The organism is Streptomyces sp. NPDC059455, assembly GCF_042750115.1.
In the GTDB taxonomy this organism is placed as follows: Bacteria; Actinomycetota; Actinomycetes; order Streptomycetales; family Streptomycetaceae; genus Streptomyces; species Streptomyces endocoffeicus.
In genome coordinates this window covers 1-14,514 of sequence record NZ_JBHYVB010000020.1, presented here as the reverse complement: position 1 = coordinate 14,514, position 14,514 = coordinate 1, and the positions used below count along the sequence as shown (strand labels likewise).

Annotated in this window: 15 protein-coding genes; 9 read left to right on the top strand and 6 right to left on the bottom strand. The window is 71.6% G+C overall.

The features are described 5' to 3' along the window. The first annotated feature begins 70 nt into the window (after positions 1–70). Entirely contained in the window at positions 71–1,234 is a 1,164-nt protein-coding gene (locus ACFXB5_RS09740) for a cystathionine gamma-synthase (protein WP_385204656.1), read from the top strand. A gap of 49 nt (positions 1,235–1,283) precedes the next feature. Here ACFXB5_RS09740 and ACFXB5_RS09735 read toward each other — a convergent pair whose 3' ends face one another. The 3 genes from ACFXB5_RS09735 to ACFXB5_RS09725 form a co-directional block, all read right to left on the bottom strand. Next, positions 1,284–1,538 carry a hypothetical protein gene (locus tag ACFXB5_RS09735; RefSeq protein ID WP_086886529.1) on the bottom strand — a complete coding sequence of 85 codons (255 nt, stop codon included), beginning with the start codon at positions 1,536–1,538 and terminating at the stop codon, positions 1,284–1,286. Continuing rightward, positions 1,535–2,173 (bottom strand): sigma factor-like helix-turn-helix DNA-binding protein, encoded by a 639-nt coding sequence (locus ACFXB5_RS09730; protein WP_385204653.1) that lies wholly within the window; start codon positions 2,171–2,173, stop codon positions 1,535–1,537. Before ACFXB5_RS09730 ends, ACFXB5_RS09735 begins: the two co-directional genes overlap by 4 nt. A gap of 69 nt (positions 2,174–2,242) precedes the next feature. Next, entirely contained in the window at positions 2,243–2,743 is a 501-nt protein-coding gene (locus ACFXB5_RS09725; protein WP_201855089.1) for a MarR family winged helix-turn-helix transcriptional regulator, read from the bottom strand. A gap of 240 nt (positions 2,744–2,983) precedes the next feature. Between ACFXB5_RS09725 and ilvA the strand changes: the two genes are divergently transcribed. The 3 genes from ilvA to ACFXB5_RS09710 all read left to right on the top strand — a co-directional run bounded on the left by ilvA (position 2,984) and on the right by ACFXB5_RS09710 (position 6,367). After that, entirely contained in the window at positions 2,984–4,381 is a 1,398-nt protein-coding gene (ilvA, locus tag ACFXB5_RS09720; protein WP_385204650.1) for a threonine ammonia-lyase, read from the top strand. Between the two features lie 226 nt (positions 4,382–4,607). Then, a complete protein-coding gene (locus ACFXB5_RS09715) occupies positions 4,608–5,564 on the top strand; it encodes an ATP-binding cassette domain-containing protein (protein ID WP_385204647.1) in 957 nt (318 codons plus the stop codon). Further along, on the top strand, positions 5,561–6,367 hold the full coding sequence (locus ACFXB5_RS09710) for an ABC transporter permease (RefSeq protein WP_385204644.1): 807 nt from the start codon (positions 5,561–5,563) through the stop codon (positions 6,365–6,367). The genes ACFXB5_RS09715 and ACFXB5_RS09710 overlap by 4 nt, the downstream gene beginning before the upstream one ends. A 133-nt stretch (positions 6,368–6,500) precedes the next feature. On the opposite strand, the gene greA is transcribed toward ACFXB5_RS09710, so the two are convergent. Then, entirely contained in the window at positions 6,501–6,998 is a 498-nt protein-coding gene (gene greA / locus ACFXB5_RS09705; protein WP_201855093.1) for a transcription elongation factor GreA, read from the bottom strand. A gap of 188 nt (positions 6,999–7,186) precedes the next feature. Continuing rightward, positions 7,187–7,591, bottom strand: coding sequence for a DUF4307 domain-containing protein (locus ACFXB5_RS09700; protein ID WP_385204640.1), 405 nt, complete (start codon positions 7,589–7,591; stop codon positions 7,187–7,189). 97 nt (positions 7,592–7,688) lie between these two features. Here ACFXB5_RS09700 and mca point away from each other — a divergent pair, with 97 nt between their 5' ends. Together mca and ACFXB5_RS09690 are read left to right on the top strand one after the other, a co-directional pair. Beyond that, positions 7,689–8,561, top strand: a complete 873-nt coding sequence (mca, locus tag ACFXB5_RS09695) for a mycothiol conjugate amidase Mca (RefSeq protein WP_385204637.1) — start codon at positions 7,689–7,691, stop codon at positions 8,559–8,561. A 7-nt stretch (positions 8,562–8,568) separates the two neighbouring features. Then, entirely contained in the window at positions 8,569–8,838 is a 270-nt protein-coding gene (locus ACFXB5_RS09690; protein ID WP_385204832.1) for a hypothetical protein, read from the top strand. Positions 8,839–8,923: 85 nt separating this feature from the next. On the opposite strand, the gene ACFXB5_RS09685 is transcribed toward ACFXB5_RS09690, so the two are convergent. Continuing rightward, positions 8,924–12,202 carry a tetratricopeptide repeat protein gene (locus tag ACFXB5_RS09685; protein WP_385204634.1) on the bottom strand — a complete coding sequence of 1,093 codons (3,279 nt, stop codon included), beginning with the start codon at positions 12,200–12,202 and terminating at the stop codon, positions 8,924–8,926. Positions 12,203–12,391: 189 nt separating this feature from the next. On the opposite strand from ACFXB5_RS09685, the gene ACFXB5_RS09680 reads away from it, so the two are divergent. From ACFXB5_RS09680 to ACFXB5_RS09670, 3 genes are read left to right on the top strand one after another with little or no spacing between them, the layout of a single operon-like run. Further along, positions 12,392–13,624: a sensor histidine kinase gene (locus tag ACFXB5_RS09680; RefSeq protein WP_385204631.1), complete on the top strand. Its 1,233-nt coding sequence runs from the start codon at positions 12,392–12,394 to the stop codon at positions 13,622–13,624. Further along, positions 13,621–13,968 carry a response regulator transcription factor gene (locus tag ACFXB5_RS09675; RefSeq protein ID WP_385204628.1) on the top strand — a complete coding sequence of 116 codons (348 nt, stop codon included), beginning with the start codon at positions 13,621–13,623 and terminating at the stop codon, positions 13,966–13,968. Before ACFXB5_RS09680 ends, ACFXB5_RS09675 begins: the two co-directional genes overlap by 4 nt. Further along, positions 13,890–14,408 carry an FtsX-like permease family protein gene (locus ACFXB5_RS09670; protein ID WP_385204625.1) on the top strand — a complete coding sequence of 173 codons (519 nt, stop codon included), beginning with the start codon at positions 13,890–13,892 and terminating at the stop codon, positions 14,406–14,408. The genes ACFXB5_RS09675 and ACFXB5_RS09670 overlap by 79 nt, the downstream gene beginning before the upstream one ends. The last annotated feature ends 106 nt before the right edge of the window (positions 14,409–14,514 follow it).

Sequence of the window (14,514 nt, the reverse complement as noted above, 5' to 3'; positions counted from 1 at the left end):
GCGGTCGTTCCTATGCGCCCCGGTAGTCGTTGAATCCAGCACGGGTGCGTCGGGCGTTACGCTCGGGCCCATGAGCCACCAGCACCCCCAGGGGCATCCTCAGAGTTTCGAGACGCTCGCCATCCACGCGGGCCAGGAGGCGGACTCCCTCACCGGCGCCGTCGTCCCCCCGATCTACCAGGTCTCCACCTACAAGCAGGACGGCGTGGGGGGTCTGCGGGGCGGCTATGAGTACAGCCGTTCCGCCAACCCCACCCGCACCGCGCTCGAGGAGAACCTGGCGGCGCTGGAGGGCGGCAGCCGTGGCCTGGCCTTCGCCTCGGGTCTCGCCGCCGAGGACTGCCTGCTGCGCACGCTCCTGGCGCCGGGCGACCACGTCGTGATCCCGAACGACGCGTACGGCGGTACGTTCCGCCTGTTCGCGAAGGTCGTGGAGCGCTGGGGCGTGGAGTGGTCGGTCGCCGACAGCTCCGACCCGGCGGCGGTACGGGCCGCGCTCCGCCCCCGTACGAAGGTGATCTGGGTCGAGACCCCCAGCAACCCGCTGCTCGGCATCACCGACATCGCCGCCGTCGCCGATGTCGCCCGCACCGCGGGGGCCCGGCTGGTGGTGGACAACACCTTCGCCAGCCCCTACCTCCAGCAGCCGCTCGCGCTCGGCGCGGACGTCGTGGTGCACTCCACCACCAAGTACATGGGTGGGCACTCGGACGTCGTCGGCGGTGCGCTGATCGTCTCCGACACCGGCCTCGGCGATGAACTCGCCTTCCACCAGAACGCGATGGGCGCCATCGCCGGGCCCTTCGACTCCTGGCTGGTGATGCGCGGCATCAAGACCCTCGCCGTCCGGATGGACCGGCACAGCGCCAACGCCACGCGGATCGCCGAGATGCTCATCGCGCACCCCAAGGTGACCCAGGTCTACTACCCGGGGCTGCCGGAGCATGTGGGGCACGAGATCGCGGCCAAGCAGATGCGGGCCTTCGGCGGCATGGTGTCGTTCCGGGTCGCGGGCGGCGAGGAGGCGGCGGTCGAGGTGTGCGACCGGGCGCGGCTGTTCACGCTGGGGGAGTCCCTCGGCGGTGTCGAGTCGCTGATCGAGCACCCGGGGCGGATGACGCACGCCTCGGCGGCGGGCTCGGCGCTCGAGGTGCCGGCCGATCTCGTACGGCTGTCGGTCGGCATCGAGTCGGTCGACGATCTGCTGATGGATCTGGGCCAGGCCCTGGGCTGAGGTCTGAGGTCTGAGGTCTGAGGTCTGGAGTACGGACTTTTGAGGGTGGTCACCACCCCTCGAGGGGCGGGGTGGTGTCGGTGGGCGGCGGCGCGGCCCACGGTTCGACGATCGCCGCCCAGACGCCGAACGCGACGACCGCGGCGAGCAGTAGCAGCCAGCCGATGGTGCGCACCACCTGGTGGCGGTGGAGCATGCGCCGTCCTCGTTCGGCCGCCCGGCCCGCCAGATCCGGTGGCAGCGCCGGATGCGGGCCCTCCAGCATTCGGCGGACCTCGGTCTCCTTGCGGTCCGGGAAGCTCATGAGGCGGCCCCGGCTCCTGCCTCGGCGTCGGCTCCTGCCTCGGCTCCGGCGTCGGTTTCTGCCTCGGGTCCCGTCGCCCCGGTGGCCGCCCGGCTGTCGGCGGCGCCGGTGGACGGTGGCGTTCCGGCGGAGGACGACGTTCCGGCGGACGATCGGGTTCCGGCGGACGGACGTGTTCCAGTCGTGCCACGCCGGGCCGCCGCGCTGCGCATCGCCGTGACCGCGCGGGTGCAGATCGCCCGGACCCGCTCGACCGGGAGGCCGAGCGCCGCCGCCGTCTGCTCCTCCGCGACCCCCTCGTACAGCCGCAGCACCAGCACCAGCCGCTCCTGCGGGGTGAGCCGGGCCAGGGTGCCGCCGCGCGGGCGGCGGTAGCGGTGGCCCCGGTGGGCGAAGAGGGCGGCCAGCGTCCTGCGGGTGTGGTCGTACGGATCCTCGCCGCGCAGCCGGTCCCAGCGGGCGTACGTGCGCGCGAGCGCGGCGGTCAGCAGGCGCTCGGCGGCTTCGGTGTCCCCCGTCGGCTCCCCCGTGAGCAGCGTGGCCGCATGCAGCAGTCGGCCACCCGCGCCCGCGACGAATGCCTCGAACTCCCGGGCCCGGCGGCCATCCCGTGCTGCCCGCCGCTCTCGCACCACGCCCTCCGCCTCCCGTTCCTTTTAGGACACGGCAGGCACAGGCACCTGGTCAAGATGTCTGCGCCGGGGTCAGGTGGCGGGCGTCGCCTGGGGCACCGTGGTGTGCGCGGCGGAGAGGGCGACGTTGAAGCGGGTCAGGAGGTCGCAGAAGAGATCGCGCTCCTCCGTCGTCCAGTCCCCGGTCACGCGGGACATCAGATCGCGCCGTGACGAACGCACCTCCTCCAGGCGGGCCTTGCCGCGCGGGGAGAGCTGCAGCACGACCGCGCGGCCGTCCTCGGGGTGCGAGGTGCGCTTGACCATGCCGGAGTCGACCAGCGGGGCGACCTGGCGGGTCACGGTGGACGAGTCGATGCCCATGCTCCCCGCAAGCGCCTTGACCCCCATGGGGCCTTCCTGGTCGAGCCGGTTGAGCAGCAGATACGCGGCTCGGTCCATGGAATTGCGGGCTTGGCCGACGCCGCCGAGCCGGGTCTGTTCCGCACGGCGGGCGAAGACGGCGACCTGATGCTGGAGCGCGTCCAGTACGCCGGTGTCGAGTTGAGTCGTCATGTCCGATTGGGTGGGCATGGCCTAGGGCTCACTTCATGCGGTGGTCTGTGGGATGTGGCACAGAGTACGCGGCTGGGAGCCCGCCCGTACGGGGGCTGCAGAAACCTGACGGCCATCGAGCCACAACCTGCCGTTCTGAGCCGTTCCCCGGCGCCGTGGACCGTCGGCGGACCCTCGTACGGCACCGGCATGACGCCAACCCGGTCACCGGCTCGGCCCGCGGGGGCCCGTCAGGGCTGAGCTGCCAGACTGGGGACCATGGCTGCACGACACGGCGACGAGGACGGGCCCGGCTCCGGGTCCGGCCCGGCCTCGCACCTCACCTCTCCCGTCCCCGCGTCCGCCCCCGCGTCCGGGTCCGCGGGTTCCGTATCCGCGGGTTCCGGGTCCGCGGGTTCCGTATCCGGAGGTTCCGCCTCCGGGGGGTCCCAGACGACCTCCGGGGGGTCCGAGGCGACGGTCACCCTCGACGACGTCCGCAGCGCGCAGAAGACGCTCTCGGGGGTCTCCCGGCTCACCGCCCTGGAGGGCAGCCGCTATCTGTCCGGCCTGGTCGGCGCGCCGGTCCACTTCAAGTGCGAGAACCTGCAGCGCACCGGGTCGTTCAAGTTGCGCGGCGGCTATGTGCGGATCGCGGGGCTCAGCCCCGAGGAGCGGGCGGCCGGGGTGGTCGCGGCGAGCGCCGGGAACCATGCGCAGGGCGTCGCCCTCGCGGCCTCGCTGCTGGGGGTGCGCTCGACGGTCTTCATGCCCGAGGGCGCACCGCTGCCGAAGATCGCGGCCACTCGGGACTACGGGGCCGAGGTGCAGCTGTGCGGCCAGATCGTGGACGAGACGATGCGGGCGGCGAAGGAGTACGCCGAGCGCACGGGCGCGGTCTTCATCCACCCCTTCGACCACCCGGACATCATCGCCGGGCAGGGCACGGTGGGGCTGGAGATCCTGGAGCAGTGCCCCGAGGTGCGCACCGTGGTGGTGGGCATCGGCGGGGGCGGGCTGGCCGCCGGGATCGCGGTGGCGGTGAAGGCGCTGCGGCCGGATGTGCGGGTGGTGGGGGTGCAGGCGGAGGGTGCCGCGGCGTATCCGCCGTCGCTGGCGGCCGGGCGGCCGGTGACGATCGACGCGCCCGTGACGATGGCGGACGGCATCAAGGTGGGGCGGCCGGGCGATGTGCCGTTCCAGATCATCGAGAACCTCGTCGACGAGGTCCGTACGGTCACCGAGGACGAGCTGTCCAGTGCGCTGCTGCTCTGCCTGGAGCGGGCGAAGCTGGTGGTGGAGCCCGCGGGTGCGAGCCCGGTGGCCGCGCTGCTGTCGGCGCCGGAGTCCTTCGAGGGGCCGGTGGTCGCGGTGCTCTCGGGCGGCAACGTCGATCCGCTGCTGATGCAGCGCATCCTGCGGCATGGCATGGCCGCGGCGGGGCGCTATCTGTCGCTGCGGCTGCGGCTCACCGACCGGCCGGGGGCGCTGGCCACGCTGCTGGGGGTGCTGTCGACGCTGGACGCCAATGTGCTCGACGTCAGCCATGTACGCACCAATCCGCGGCTCGGGCTGAGCGAGGCCGAGGTGGAGCTGCACCTGGAGACGAAGGGGCCGGACCACTGCGAGGACGTCCGGGAGGCGCTGCGCGGCGCCGGGTACACGGTGATGGCCTGACGCCCGGGACGGGTCTGAGCCCGAGCCCGGGGACGGGGCTTCTCTCGCGGGTCTCACGGAGGTAGAGGCCCCGCGGCTCGCTTTCTTCATTTTGTCCGCCTCGCGTATGTCGCGATGTATCGCGTCTCGGTTACGATTGCCGTCCAGTTGCTGCCGAGCGCTGCCCATATGGGCGGACTTATGCCTTGATTGAGTGTGGAACTGACCCAACCCCGGGAGTGCCAACATGCCAGGCGCTATTCACGCCGAGGGTCTGGTGAAGACCTTCGGTGACGTAAAGGCTCTGGACGGCGTCGATCTCGACGTACCGGAAGGAACCGTGCTCGGACTGCTCGGCCCCAATGGCGCCGGCAAGACCACCGCGGTGCGCGTGCTCACCACGCTGCTGCGCCCGGACAGCGGGACGGCGGTGGTCGCGGGGGTGGACGTGCTCAAGAACCCCAACGAAGTCCGTCGCTCCATCGGACTGTCCGGCCAGTTCGCCGCCGTGGACGAATATCTGACCGGCCGTGAGAACCTCCAAATGGTCGGCCAGCTCTACCAGTTGGGAGCGCGGGAGGCCAAAGTCCGCGCGAGTGAGCTGCTGGAGCGGTTCGGCCTCGCGGATGCGGCCGACCGCACCGCCAAGACGTACTCCGGCGGGATGCGCAGGAGGCTGGACCTCGCCGCGGCCCTGGTGGTCAGCCCGCCCGTGATGTTCATGGACGAGCCGACCACCGGTCTGGACCCGCGGAACAGACAGGCGCTGTGGGAGGTCATCCAGGAGCTGGTGGCCGGTGGCACGACGCTGCTGCTGACCACGCAGTATCTGGAGGAGGCGGACCATCTGGCGCATGACATCTGCGTGATCGACCGCGGCCGGGTCATCGCCCGCGGCACCTCCGACCAGCTCAAGGCCCGTACGGGCGGCGAGCGCGTGGAGGTCGTGGTGCATGAGCGCGAGGACATCGCGGCCGCCGAGGAGGTCCTGCGGGTCCTGGGCAAGGGCGAGGCGACGGTGCAGGAGCACACCCGTAAGGTCACCGTCCCGGTCGTGGGCGGCGCCAAGCTGCTCGCCGAGGTCATCCGCGAACTGGACACCCGTGGTGTCGAGATCGACGATATCGGACTGCGCCGCCCGACCCTGGACGACGTATTCATCTCGCTCACCGGCCATGGCGCCGGGAAGGGGGAGGCGAAATGAGCACGATGAGCGATTCCCTGGTCATCGCCCGACGGAATCTGATCCGGATGACCAGAATTCCCGAGATGGTGCTGTTTGGGCTAGTTCAGCCAGTGATGTTCGTGGTTCTCTTCACGTACGTCTTCGGCGGCTCGATGAAGATCGGCAACAGCACCGACCCGGACGTCTACAAGAACTTCCTGATGGCCGGGATCTTCGCGCAGACCGTGACCTTCGCCACCGCGGGCGCGGGCGCGGGGATCGCGGAGGACATGCACAAGGGGTTGATCGACCGGTTCCGCTCGCTGCCGATGGCCCGGGGCGCGGTGCTCACCGGCCGGACCTTCGCCGACCTGGTGCAGACGGCGCTCACCCTGGTGGTGCTGGCCGTCGTCGCGCTGATCGTGGGCTGGCGCCCCGGATTCGCGGACTCGACCAACATCGGGAAGATCCTGGGCGGCTTCGGCCTGCTGCTTCTTCTGGGATACGCCTTCACCTGGATCGGGGCGCTGATCGGGCTGTCCGTCCGCACCCCGGAGGCGGCGACCTCCGGCGGTCTGATCTGGCTGTTCCCGGTCACGTTCATCTCGAACGCCTTCGTGGACTCCAGTCAGATGACCCCGTGGCTGCGGCACATCGCTGAATGGAACCCGTTCAGCGCCACCGTGCAGGCGTGCCGTCAGCTCTTCGGCGACCCCGGCCTGTCCCAGTCCGGCGCCTGGCCGATGCAGCATCCGGTCTGGGCGTCGCTGATCTACTCGGCCCTGATCGTCGTGGTCTTCCGGACGCTGGCGGTGCGCAAGTACCGCTCGGCGACCGCCTGAGCGGGTTCTTCCGGGAGCGCGCCGCCTGAGCGTTCTTCGGGGGGCTTGAGCGTTCTCCCGGGAGTACGGGGCGGCGGGAGTGCGGGGGTGAGGGGGAGCCCCGGCCGTTCGGCCGGGGCTCCCCACCGGGCGTTCAGCCCTGGTAGGGCTTGGCCTCCAGGATTCGCACCGAGGCGGTGCGGCCGTTGGGGAGCTCGTACTCCGCGTCCTGGCCGACCTTCTTGCCGTTCACACCCGAACCCAGCGGGGACTGCGGCGAGTAGGTCTCGATGTCCGCGCTCGCGTACTCACGGGAGGCGAGCAGGAAGGTCACGGTGTCGTCGGGGTCGCCGTCGAAGGCGATGGTGACCACCATGCCGGGGGCGACCACGCCGGTGTCCGCGGGTGCCTCGCCGACCTTCGCCTGCTGCAGGAGCTGCGTCAGCTGACGCACTCGGAGCTCCTGCTTGCCCTGCTCCTCCTTGGCGGCGTGGTAACCCCCGTTCTCCCGGAGGTCACCCTCCTCCCGGGCAGCCTCGATCTTCTTCGCGATCTCGACACGTGCGGGACCCGACAGGTACTCCAGCTCTGCCTTGAGCTGGTCGTACGCCTCCTGGGTCAGCCAGGTGACGTTCTCGCTGGTCTGGGTCACAGGTGCTCCTCGTCGGTACTGGGAATACAAATGAACGCCCTACTCAGAAGGGTGCGCCTTCGTAGCCGGGCGAAACCACGAGCCTAACAATTCCGGCAAGAAACGGGGAGGAGGGAACCGGGCGCAATGCGTAGGAAACGCGTCAGCGCTGGTCAGATCGGGGCAGGCGCCCGACACGTTCTGTTCGATTATCGAACAGGCTCGCAGCCGATCAACTCGGCGCTGGTCGCGCGGGCCGTGGTCCGCACGGTCACGACCTTGACCACGTCCTCCTGGCGCTGGCCGAAGGTGAAGTCCTTCCGGCCCACCTCGTCGTGGTATTCGTCCAGGGTACGCACCGTGCAGACACCCGTGGCGTCCTTGTCCTTGGTGATCTCCAGCCGGACGTCGACGGCGTCGTCGGCGACCACCTTGAAACCGGTCAACCGGCCGCTGACGTCCTGACCGGCGATGTAGTCGTACCCGAACCACCCGATCAGGGCCAGCAGCCCGGCACCGAGCACGGCGCCGACGATCTTCAGCGTCCGGTCGGCACGCGCGTCCGCGGACCGGCCGTAACGCCCGTCGGGCAGCCCCTCGCGCACCGCGGTCATGGGCGTTCCTCCTGCTGGGGGAGAGATCGGAATTATTCGTCCCCGGTTTAGGTCACTATAGAAGCCGTCTCCCACGACGAATCACTGAGGATCGAACTTGACTGAGCAGCTGCGTTTGATGGCCGTGCACGCGCACCCGGATGACGAGTCGAGCAAGGGCGCGGCCACCATGGCCAAGTACGTGTCCGAGGGGGTGGACGTGCTGGTCGCCACCTGCACAGGCGGGGAGCGCGGCTCCATCCTCAACCCCAAGCTCCAGGGTGACCCCTACATCGAGGAGCACATCCACGAGGTCCGCGCCAAGGAGATGGACGAGGCGCGCCAGATCCTCGGCGTCAGGCAGGAGTGGCTGGGCTTCGTGGACTCCGGACTGCCCGAGGGCGATCCGCTGCCGCCACTGCCCGAGGGCTGCTTCGCACTGCAGGACGTGGAGGCCGCGGCGGAGCCCCTGGTGAAGCTGATCCGCACGTTCAAGCCGCAGGTGATCACCACCTATGACGAGAACGGCGGCTATCCGCACCCCGACCACATTATGACCCACAAGATCTCGATGGTGGCCTTCGAGGCGGCCGGTGACCCCGAGAAGTACCCGGAGGCGGGGGAGCCCTGGCAGCCGCAGAAGCTCTACTACAACCAGGGCTTCAACCGGGCGCGCACCGTGGCGCTGCACGAGGCGCTGCTGGCCCGCGGGCTGGACTCGCCTTACGAGGAGTGGCTGGAGCGCTGGAAGACGTTCGGGCGGCCCGAGCGCACCCTGACCACCTATGTGCCCTGTGCCGACTACTTCGAGATCCGCGACAAGGCGCTGATCGCGCACCGTACGCAGATCGACCCCGACGGCGGCTGGTTCCGGGTGCCCATGGACATCCAGAAGGAGGTCTGGCCCACCGAGGAGTACGAGCTCGCGAAGTCGCGCGTGGACACTTCCCTCCCCGAGGACGACCTCTTCGCGGGCGTCCGCAACAATTGACCCCATGATGAGCGCCACCAGCACCCTCGCCATGACGCATCTCGTCCCGCTCGCCAAGGACCTGGACGAGAACAAGGTGACCCCGGGCGTCCTCGGTTTCATCGTCTTCGCCGTGATCGGCGCGGCGGTGTGGCTTCTGATGAAGTCCATGAACAAGCACATGAAGCGGGTGAACTTCGAGGAGGCGCCGGAGGAGCCCGGCAAGGCTCCGGCGGCCGCCTCCACCGAAGGCGCCAAGGGTGCCAAGGGCACCAAGGGCGAGGAGCGCACGGCCTGAGCCCCGGCCGGGCCTGACCGCGTGTCCCGCGGACGCTCGACGGCATCTCAGCGCACTTCCGGCGGGGGCACTTCCAGCGGAGCGCTCAGGCGCGGGGCCGGTCCGGCAGCACGGCCATGACCTCGCGCGACTGGCGGCTCGGCACCATGCCGAGCTGCCATGCCTGCCATCCCGTCTCCGGCTCGACGCCGCGCTCCAGCACCAGCGCGAACGCCTCCGCGCACCCCGCCAGCCGGGAATCGCCCGCCGTGCCCTCCTCGCGCATCTCCCGCATCAGATCCGCCAGCTCCTCCTGGGCCACCGCCGTGCCGATGACCGAACCCCCGGCGGAGGCGAACGGCAGCAGCGTGCAGCGCAGGAACCGGGCCCAGGAGCGGCCGCGCCGGTCCCCGTACCCCGCGAACAGCACGGCCGCCTCGTCCACCAGCTCCAGCGCCTGCGCCGCCTTGCCGTTTCCCGCGTCGATCACCGCCAGCTCGACACAGGACCACGCCTCGCCATGGGCCACGCCCACCCGGCGGAAGTCCTGCCGCGCGTCCTGGAGCAGTTGCCGGGCGAAGCCGCTGTTGCGCAGCGAGCCCGTCTGCGCCGCCCGCAGATCACGGGTGACCCGCGCCGAGTGATGCCGGGCACACGCCAGCCCGTACACATCCCGCATCCGGCTGAACATCGTGCGGGCCCGCTCCAGCTCGCGCACCGCCGAGTCGTGGTCGCCGCGCTCCTCCAGCGCCTGGCCCAGGTAATACAGCGTCCACGCCTCGCCGCGCGCGTCCTCGTTCTCCCGGTGGCGGGTGAGGGCCTGGCGCAGCTGGTCGACGGCCACCGACGACTCCCCGGCCACCAGCCGGGCCCGGGCGAGCTGGGTGAGCGCCCATGCCTCACCGCGCTGGTCATGGGTGCGGCTGTAGGCGTCCAGCGCGTCCCCCAGCTCGGACTCGGCGCGCGGCACATCGCCCATCCGCAGACAGGCCTGGCCGAGCTGGAAGTGCGCCCACGCCTGGCCGTGCAGGCTCTCGCTCTCCTCATGCAGCTCCAGGGCCTCGCCCAGCAGCTCCAGCGCCTCGGCCAGCCCGCCGCGGTCGCGCTCCACCGCCGCCAGGGCATGCATCGTCCAGGCCCGGTCGCCGCGCAGCTCCCCGGCCCGCTGGAGCTCCAGCGCCTCGCGCAGCTTCGCCGCGGCCTGCACGAGATTGCCCTGGTGGTGCAGGGTGATGCCGAGACTGCACAGGGCGCGGGCCGCGCCCGCCTGGTGCTGGGCCTCGAAATACAGGTCCACCACCGAGGACAGCGTGGTGCGCGCCTGGTCCAGCTCGCCGAGCTGGCGGGCCGCGATACCGGTGCGCCACTGCACGGACCGCATCAGCAGCCCCTGGTCGACGGCCTGGGTGAGCTCGCTGATCTCGCCCAGCCGGTAGAGATCGCCGCGCAGCAGGCAGTAGTCGCACAGCGCGCCCAGGAGGTGCAGCACCGCGGACTGGTCCACGCCCTCGGCATGGCGCAGCGCGGCGGTGATGAAGCTCGACTCGTCGTCCAGCCAGCGCAGCGCCGCGTCCAGCGAGGCGAAGCCATGGGCCGCGCCCTTGCCGAAGATGTCGGCACGGGTGGAGGTCTTGCCGTCGACCAGCCGGATCACCGAATCCGCCAGCTCGGCATAGCTGCGGATCAGCCGCTCCTGCGCGGCGGTGCGCTGCTCCGGCTCCTCCTCGTCCAGCAGCCGGGCGTGGGCGAAGGAGCGCACCAGGTCATGGAGGCGGTAGCGGCTGCCGCGGACATGCTGGATCAGCCCGGCCCGGCCGAGCGCCTCCAGATGGCGGCCGGCCTCCTGCTCATCGGCGCCCAGCAGCGCCGCGGCCGCCGCGCCGCCCAGGCTGGCCCGCCCGGCCAGCGCCAGCCGCCGCAGCAGCCTCCGGGCGCCCTCCTGCTGGTCGGTGTAGCGCAGCCACAGGGTGCGCTCGATCGCGCCCACCGGGCCGTACGCCTCCAGGTCGGTGACCAGGGCGGCGGGGGAGCGGGGGCCGAGCGAGGAGCCCGCGATCCGCAGCGCCAGCGGCAGCCGCCCGCACAGCTCGGCGATCCGCTCCACGGACTGCCCGTCGTAGGGGCCGGCGCCGGTGGGCTCCTCGGCGGAGGCCCGCAGCAGCTCCTCGGCGCCCGGCTCGTCCAGCGGGCCCACCTCGATCCGGTGCACCCAGGCCGCGAGGTCGTCCGGCAGGTCGAGCGGGGTGCGCGAGGTGATCAGGACCAGGCCGTCGGACCGCTCGGGGATCAGCGTGCGCACCTGCTCGGCGTCGTGGGCGTCATCGAGCACGATGGTGACCGGCAGCCCGGTCAGATACTGGTGATACAGCTCGGTGAGCCGTCTGATGTGCTGGTCCTGCGAGGAGCGCTCGCGGAAGAGCAGCTGGTCGCGGGGTGCGCCGAGCCGGTTCAGCAGATGCAGCAGCGCGTCGCGGGTGGGCAGCGGGGCCTGCTCGGGGCTGTCGCCGCGCAGATCGACCAGGCACGCGCCGCGGAACTCATCGCGCAGATGGTGGGCCGCCCGCACGGCCAGCATGGTCCGGCCGGAGCCCGGCGGGCCCTCCAGCAGCACCACCGTGGGCTTGGTCTCCGTGGACGCGCGGGCCTGCCGCACCCACTGCGCGATCTGTGTGATCTGCGCATGGCGCCCGGCGAACGGGCCGTCCGCCTCGGGGAGCTGGGCGAAGGACTGCTCCAGCACGGTGCGCCTGCGGGCCGCCTGGCTGCGGTCCGCGCCGCGCAGCCTCGGCTGACCGGTGACGGAGGCGGAGCGCTTCGCCGAACCGCCGCCCTGGCGGGTGGCGGCCGTGGTCATCCGGTGCTGGTCGATGAACGGCCGGATGCCCCGCACCTCGACCGCCGTGAGCCACTGCAGCCGCAACTGCTCGGCCCCGCCGGGCTGGTTGCGCAGCGCGGCCTGGCGGTGGGCGGCCGGCCAGTGGCTCGCGGTGAGCTTGACGACGGCGGCGGCCGACCCGGCGACGGCGGCCGTGACCCCCGCGCCCAGCGCCGTGCCCGCCGAGGTGCCGTACCCGAGATCCGCGCCGAAGGCCGCCACCGCGGCGACCGCCGCGGCCAGCGCCGGGGTGCCCAACTGCCCGCGCGACAGCCGGGCGGAGAGCGGTCTGCTGCCCGCGTCCGACTCGTCCAGCGCGCGCACATACGCCCCGTACTCCTCCGCGGCGGCGGCGGTCATCTCGTCGAGCGCGCCGCGCGCCCGGCTGAGCAGCACCCCGCCGTCGGTGCGCCCGCCCGAGCGGCGCACCTCCTCCTCCACGGCCCGCGACAGCAGCCGCTCGACTTCCGTCCGGTGGCTGTCCCGCAGCACCGCCAGTGACGCCGGCATGGTGATCCCCCTCCTGCAGCAGTGCCCTCAGTCTTCCGTTTCTGGCTCCTATCCGGCAGTCCTGTGGATAACTCCCCTGTGGATAACTTCGCCTGTCTCGCCGGGTGGGGGAAGATGGACGTCCAGCCCCGCCGACGGCCCGGGACGGAGCCTCGAAGGGCGGCTCGCGATGTGAGGGGTGCGAGGGGTGTGATCAGCGTTGTTGGACTGACGGCCGTGCTGGGCCGGATACCGTCGACGTCGGGGATGCACCGGGCGTACGACCTGGCCCTGGCCGGGCTGGTCGGCTATGCGACGCTGTTCTACGACACGGGCGTCGACCGGCTCATCGGTCTGTCGATGGCGGTGGCCGTGGTGTTCCGCCGGCGTCTTCCCCTGACCGTGATGGCGGTCGTCTCCGCTCTCGCCCTGACGCAGTACCTGCTGGCGACGCTTCCCCGCGAGCCGTTGGCGGGAGGCACCACGATGTACGACGGAGCCCTGCTCGTGGCGATGGTGACGGTGGTGAGCCATGCCGAGCGGATGTGGAAGGTGTACGCCGCGGGAGGCGTCGTCGTGCTGGGCGTCGCGCTGACCTACGGGGGCGTCTCCTCCGTCGCCTCGGTGAGCGGCCGGGACTCCCTCAACGAGGGCCTGACGATTGCCGGGCTCTGTGCGGCGGTGTGGCTGACGGCGTATGTGCTGCGGACCCGCCGGCTGTATGTGGCCGCCCTGGAGGAGCGTGCCGCCACCGCGGAGCGGGAGCGCGTGCACCTCGCCCGGCTGGCCGCCGCCGAGGAACGCACCGAGATCGCCCGGGAGTTGCACGATGTGGTGGCGCACAGCCTGTCGGTGATGACCGTGCAGGCGGACGGCGCGAGTTACGTGATCGAGGCGGACCCTGGCCGGGCCCAGGAGGCGCTGCGGACGATCGCGGCCACTGGTCGGGACGCGTTGGAGGACATGCACCACATCGTCAAGGTGCTGCGGGGCGGGAAGGGGTCCGGCGGCGAGGGTGGCGAGGACCGCCGCCGGGTGGGCCTGGACCATCTCGAACCGCTGGTGGAGCGGGCCCGCGCCGCCGGGTTACAGGTGGATCTGAGCATTGGGGACAAGCCCGCCGGGCTCTCGCGCGCAGGCGAGCTGACGCTTTTCCGGATCGTTCAGGAGGGCATGACGAACGCGCTGCGGCACGCCGGTCCCGGTGCTCACGTCGCCGTCACCCTCACCTTCGACGAGACCATCGCGGCCTTGGAGGTCGTCGACGACGGGGCCGGGAAGCGCGCCGGCTCCGGCTCGGAGACGGTGTCCCGCTCCGGCGGCAACGGGCTGGTGGGCATGCGGGAGCAGGTCGATGTGCACGGCGGCCGGTTCAGCGCGGGCCCCCGGCTCGGGCCGGGCTGGCAGGTCAGAGTCGAACTTCCGGTGAGGACGGCGGCATGAGCGACGGCGGTGCGGGCGACGGCGGCGTGAGCGGCGGCGCTGCGGGTGACGGTGGTGCGGGCGGGCCGATCCGGGTGGTCGTCGTGGACGACCAGCCGCTGGTGCGCGCCGGGTTCGTCATGGTGCTGGACGCGCAGCCCGACATCGACGTTGTCGGGGAGGCGAACGACGGGGCGGAGGCTCTCGCGCTGCTGGACACCGTCGCGGCCGACGTCGTCGTCATGGACGTCCGCCGCGGGCGACCGGTGTCCTGGCGAACGCCGCCATGGGTGGGCAGGCGGGCCGCAACGCGGCGGCGAAGGCGCTCGCGGAGGCCGCCGACGCCCAGGACGACGTCCATCTGAACGTCCTCGCGGAGGACCGCGAACGCAGCGACGACGACATCGCCCTGCTGGCCACCACGGCGCTGGGGCTGCTCGGCCTCACCGTGCTGATCGCCGTGGTCGGCGTCGCCACCACGACCGGCCTCACCGTGCTGGAACGCACCCGCGAGTCGGGCCTGCTGCGCGCGCTGGGACTCGGCCGTGCCGGGCCGCGCACCATGATCGGTGTCGAGGCGGGCCTGTACGGGGTCCTGGGCGGCGTCCTGGGACTGCTCCTCGGCGTGCCCTACGCCTGGCTGGTGATCCAGGCGCTGAACCTCGGCGCTCCGCTGCACCTGCCGTACGGGCAACTGGCGGGCGTCTTCGTCGGGTTGACGGCCGTCACGACGCTCACCGGACTGCTGCCGGCCCGCCGCGCGGCCCGGGTCAGCCCGGTCGCCGCGTTGGGTACCGGCGAATGACCCGTGGTGGGGGGGGGGGGGGGGGGCCCCCCCCCCCGGGGGGGGGGGGCCCCCCCGGCCAAATGGTTTTTAAGGGGTTGGGGAGTAAACACAGTTTGGCGATGGC

Coding starts and splice junctions, on each gene's coding strand:
- ACFXB5_RS09740 (WP_385204656.1), top strand. CDS start 71: ATGAGCCACCAGCACCCCCAGGGGCATCCTCAGAGTTTCGAGACGCTC.
- ACFXB5_RS09735 (WP_086886529.1), bottom strand. CDS start 1,538: ATGAGCTTCCCGGACCGCAAGGAGACCGAGGTCCGCCGAATGCTGGAG.
- ACFXB5_RS09725 (WP_201855089.1), bottom strand. CDS start 2,743: ATGCCCACCCAATCGGACATGACGACTCAACTCGACACCGGCGTACTG.
- ilvA (WP_385204650.1), top strand. CDS start 2,984: ATGGCTGCACGACACGGCGACGAGGACGGGCCCGGCTCCGGGTCCGGC.
- ACFXB5_RS09715 (WP_385204647.1), top strand. CDS start 4,608: ATGCCAGGCGCTATTCACGCCGAGGGTCTGGTGAAGACCTTCGGTGAC.
- ACFXB5_RS09710 (WP_385204644.1), top strand. CDS start 5,561: ATGAGCACGATGAGCGATTCCCTGGTCATCGCCCGACGGAATCTGATC.
- ACFXB5_RS09700 (WP_385204640.1), bottom strand. CDS start 7,591: ATGACCGCGGTGCGCGAGGGGCTGCCCGACGGGCGTTACGGCCGGTCC.
- ACFXB5_RS09690 (WP_385204832.1), top strand. CDS start 8,569: ATGAGCGCCACCAGCACCCTCGCCATGACGCATCTCGTCCCGCTCGCC.
- ACFXB5_RS09685 (WP_385204634.1), bottom strand. CDS start 12,202: ATGCCGGCGTCACTGGCGGTGCTGCGGGACAGCCACCGGACGGAAGTC.
- ACFXB5_RS09675 (WP_385204628.1), top strand. CDS start 13,621: ATGAGCGACGGCGGTGCGGGCGACGGCGGCGTGAGCGGCGGCGCTGCG.
- ACFXB5_RS09670 (WP_385204625.1), top strand. CDS start 13,890: ATGGGTGGGCAGGCGGGCCGCAACGCGGCGGCGAAGGCGCTCGCGGAG.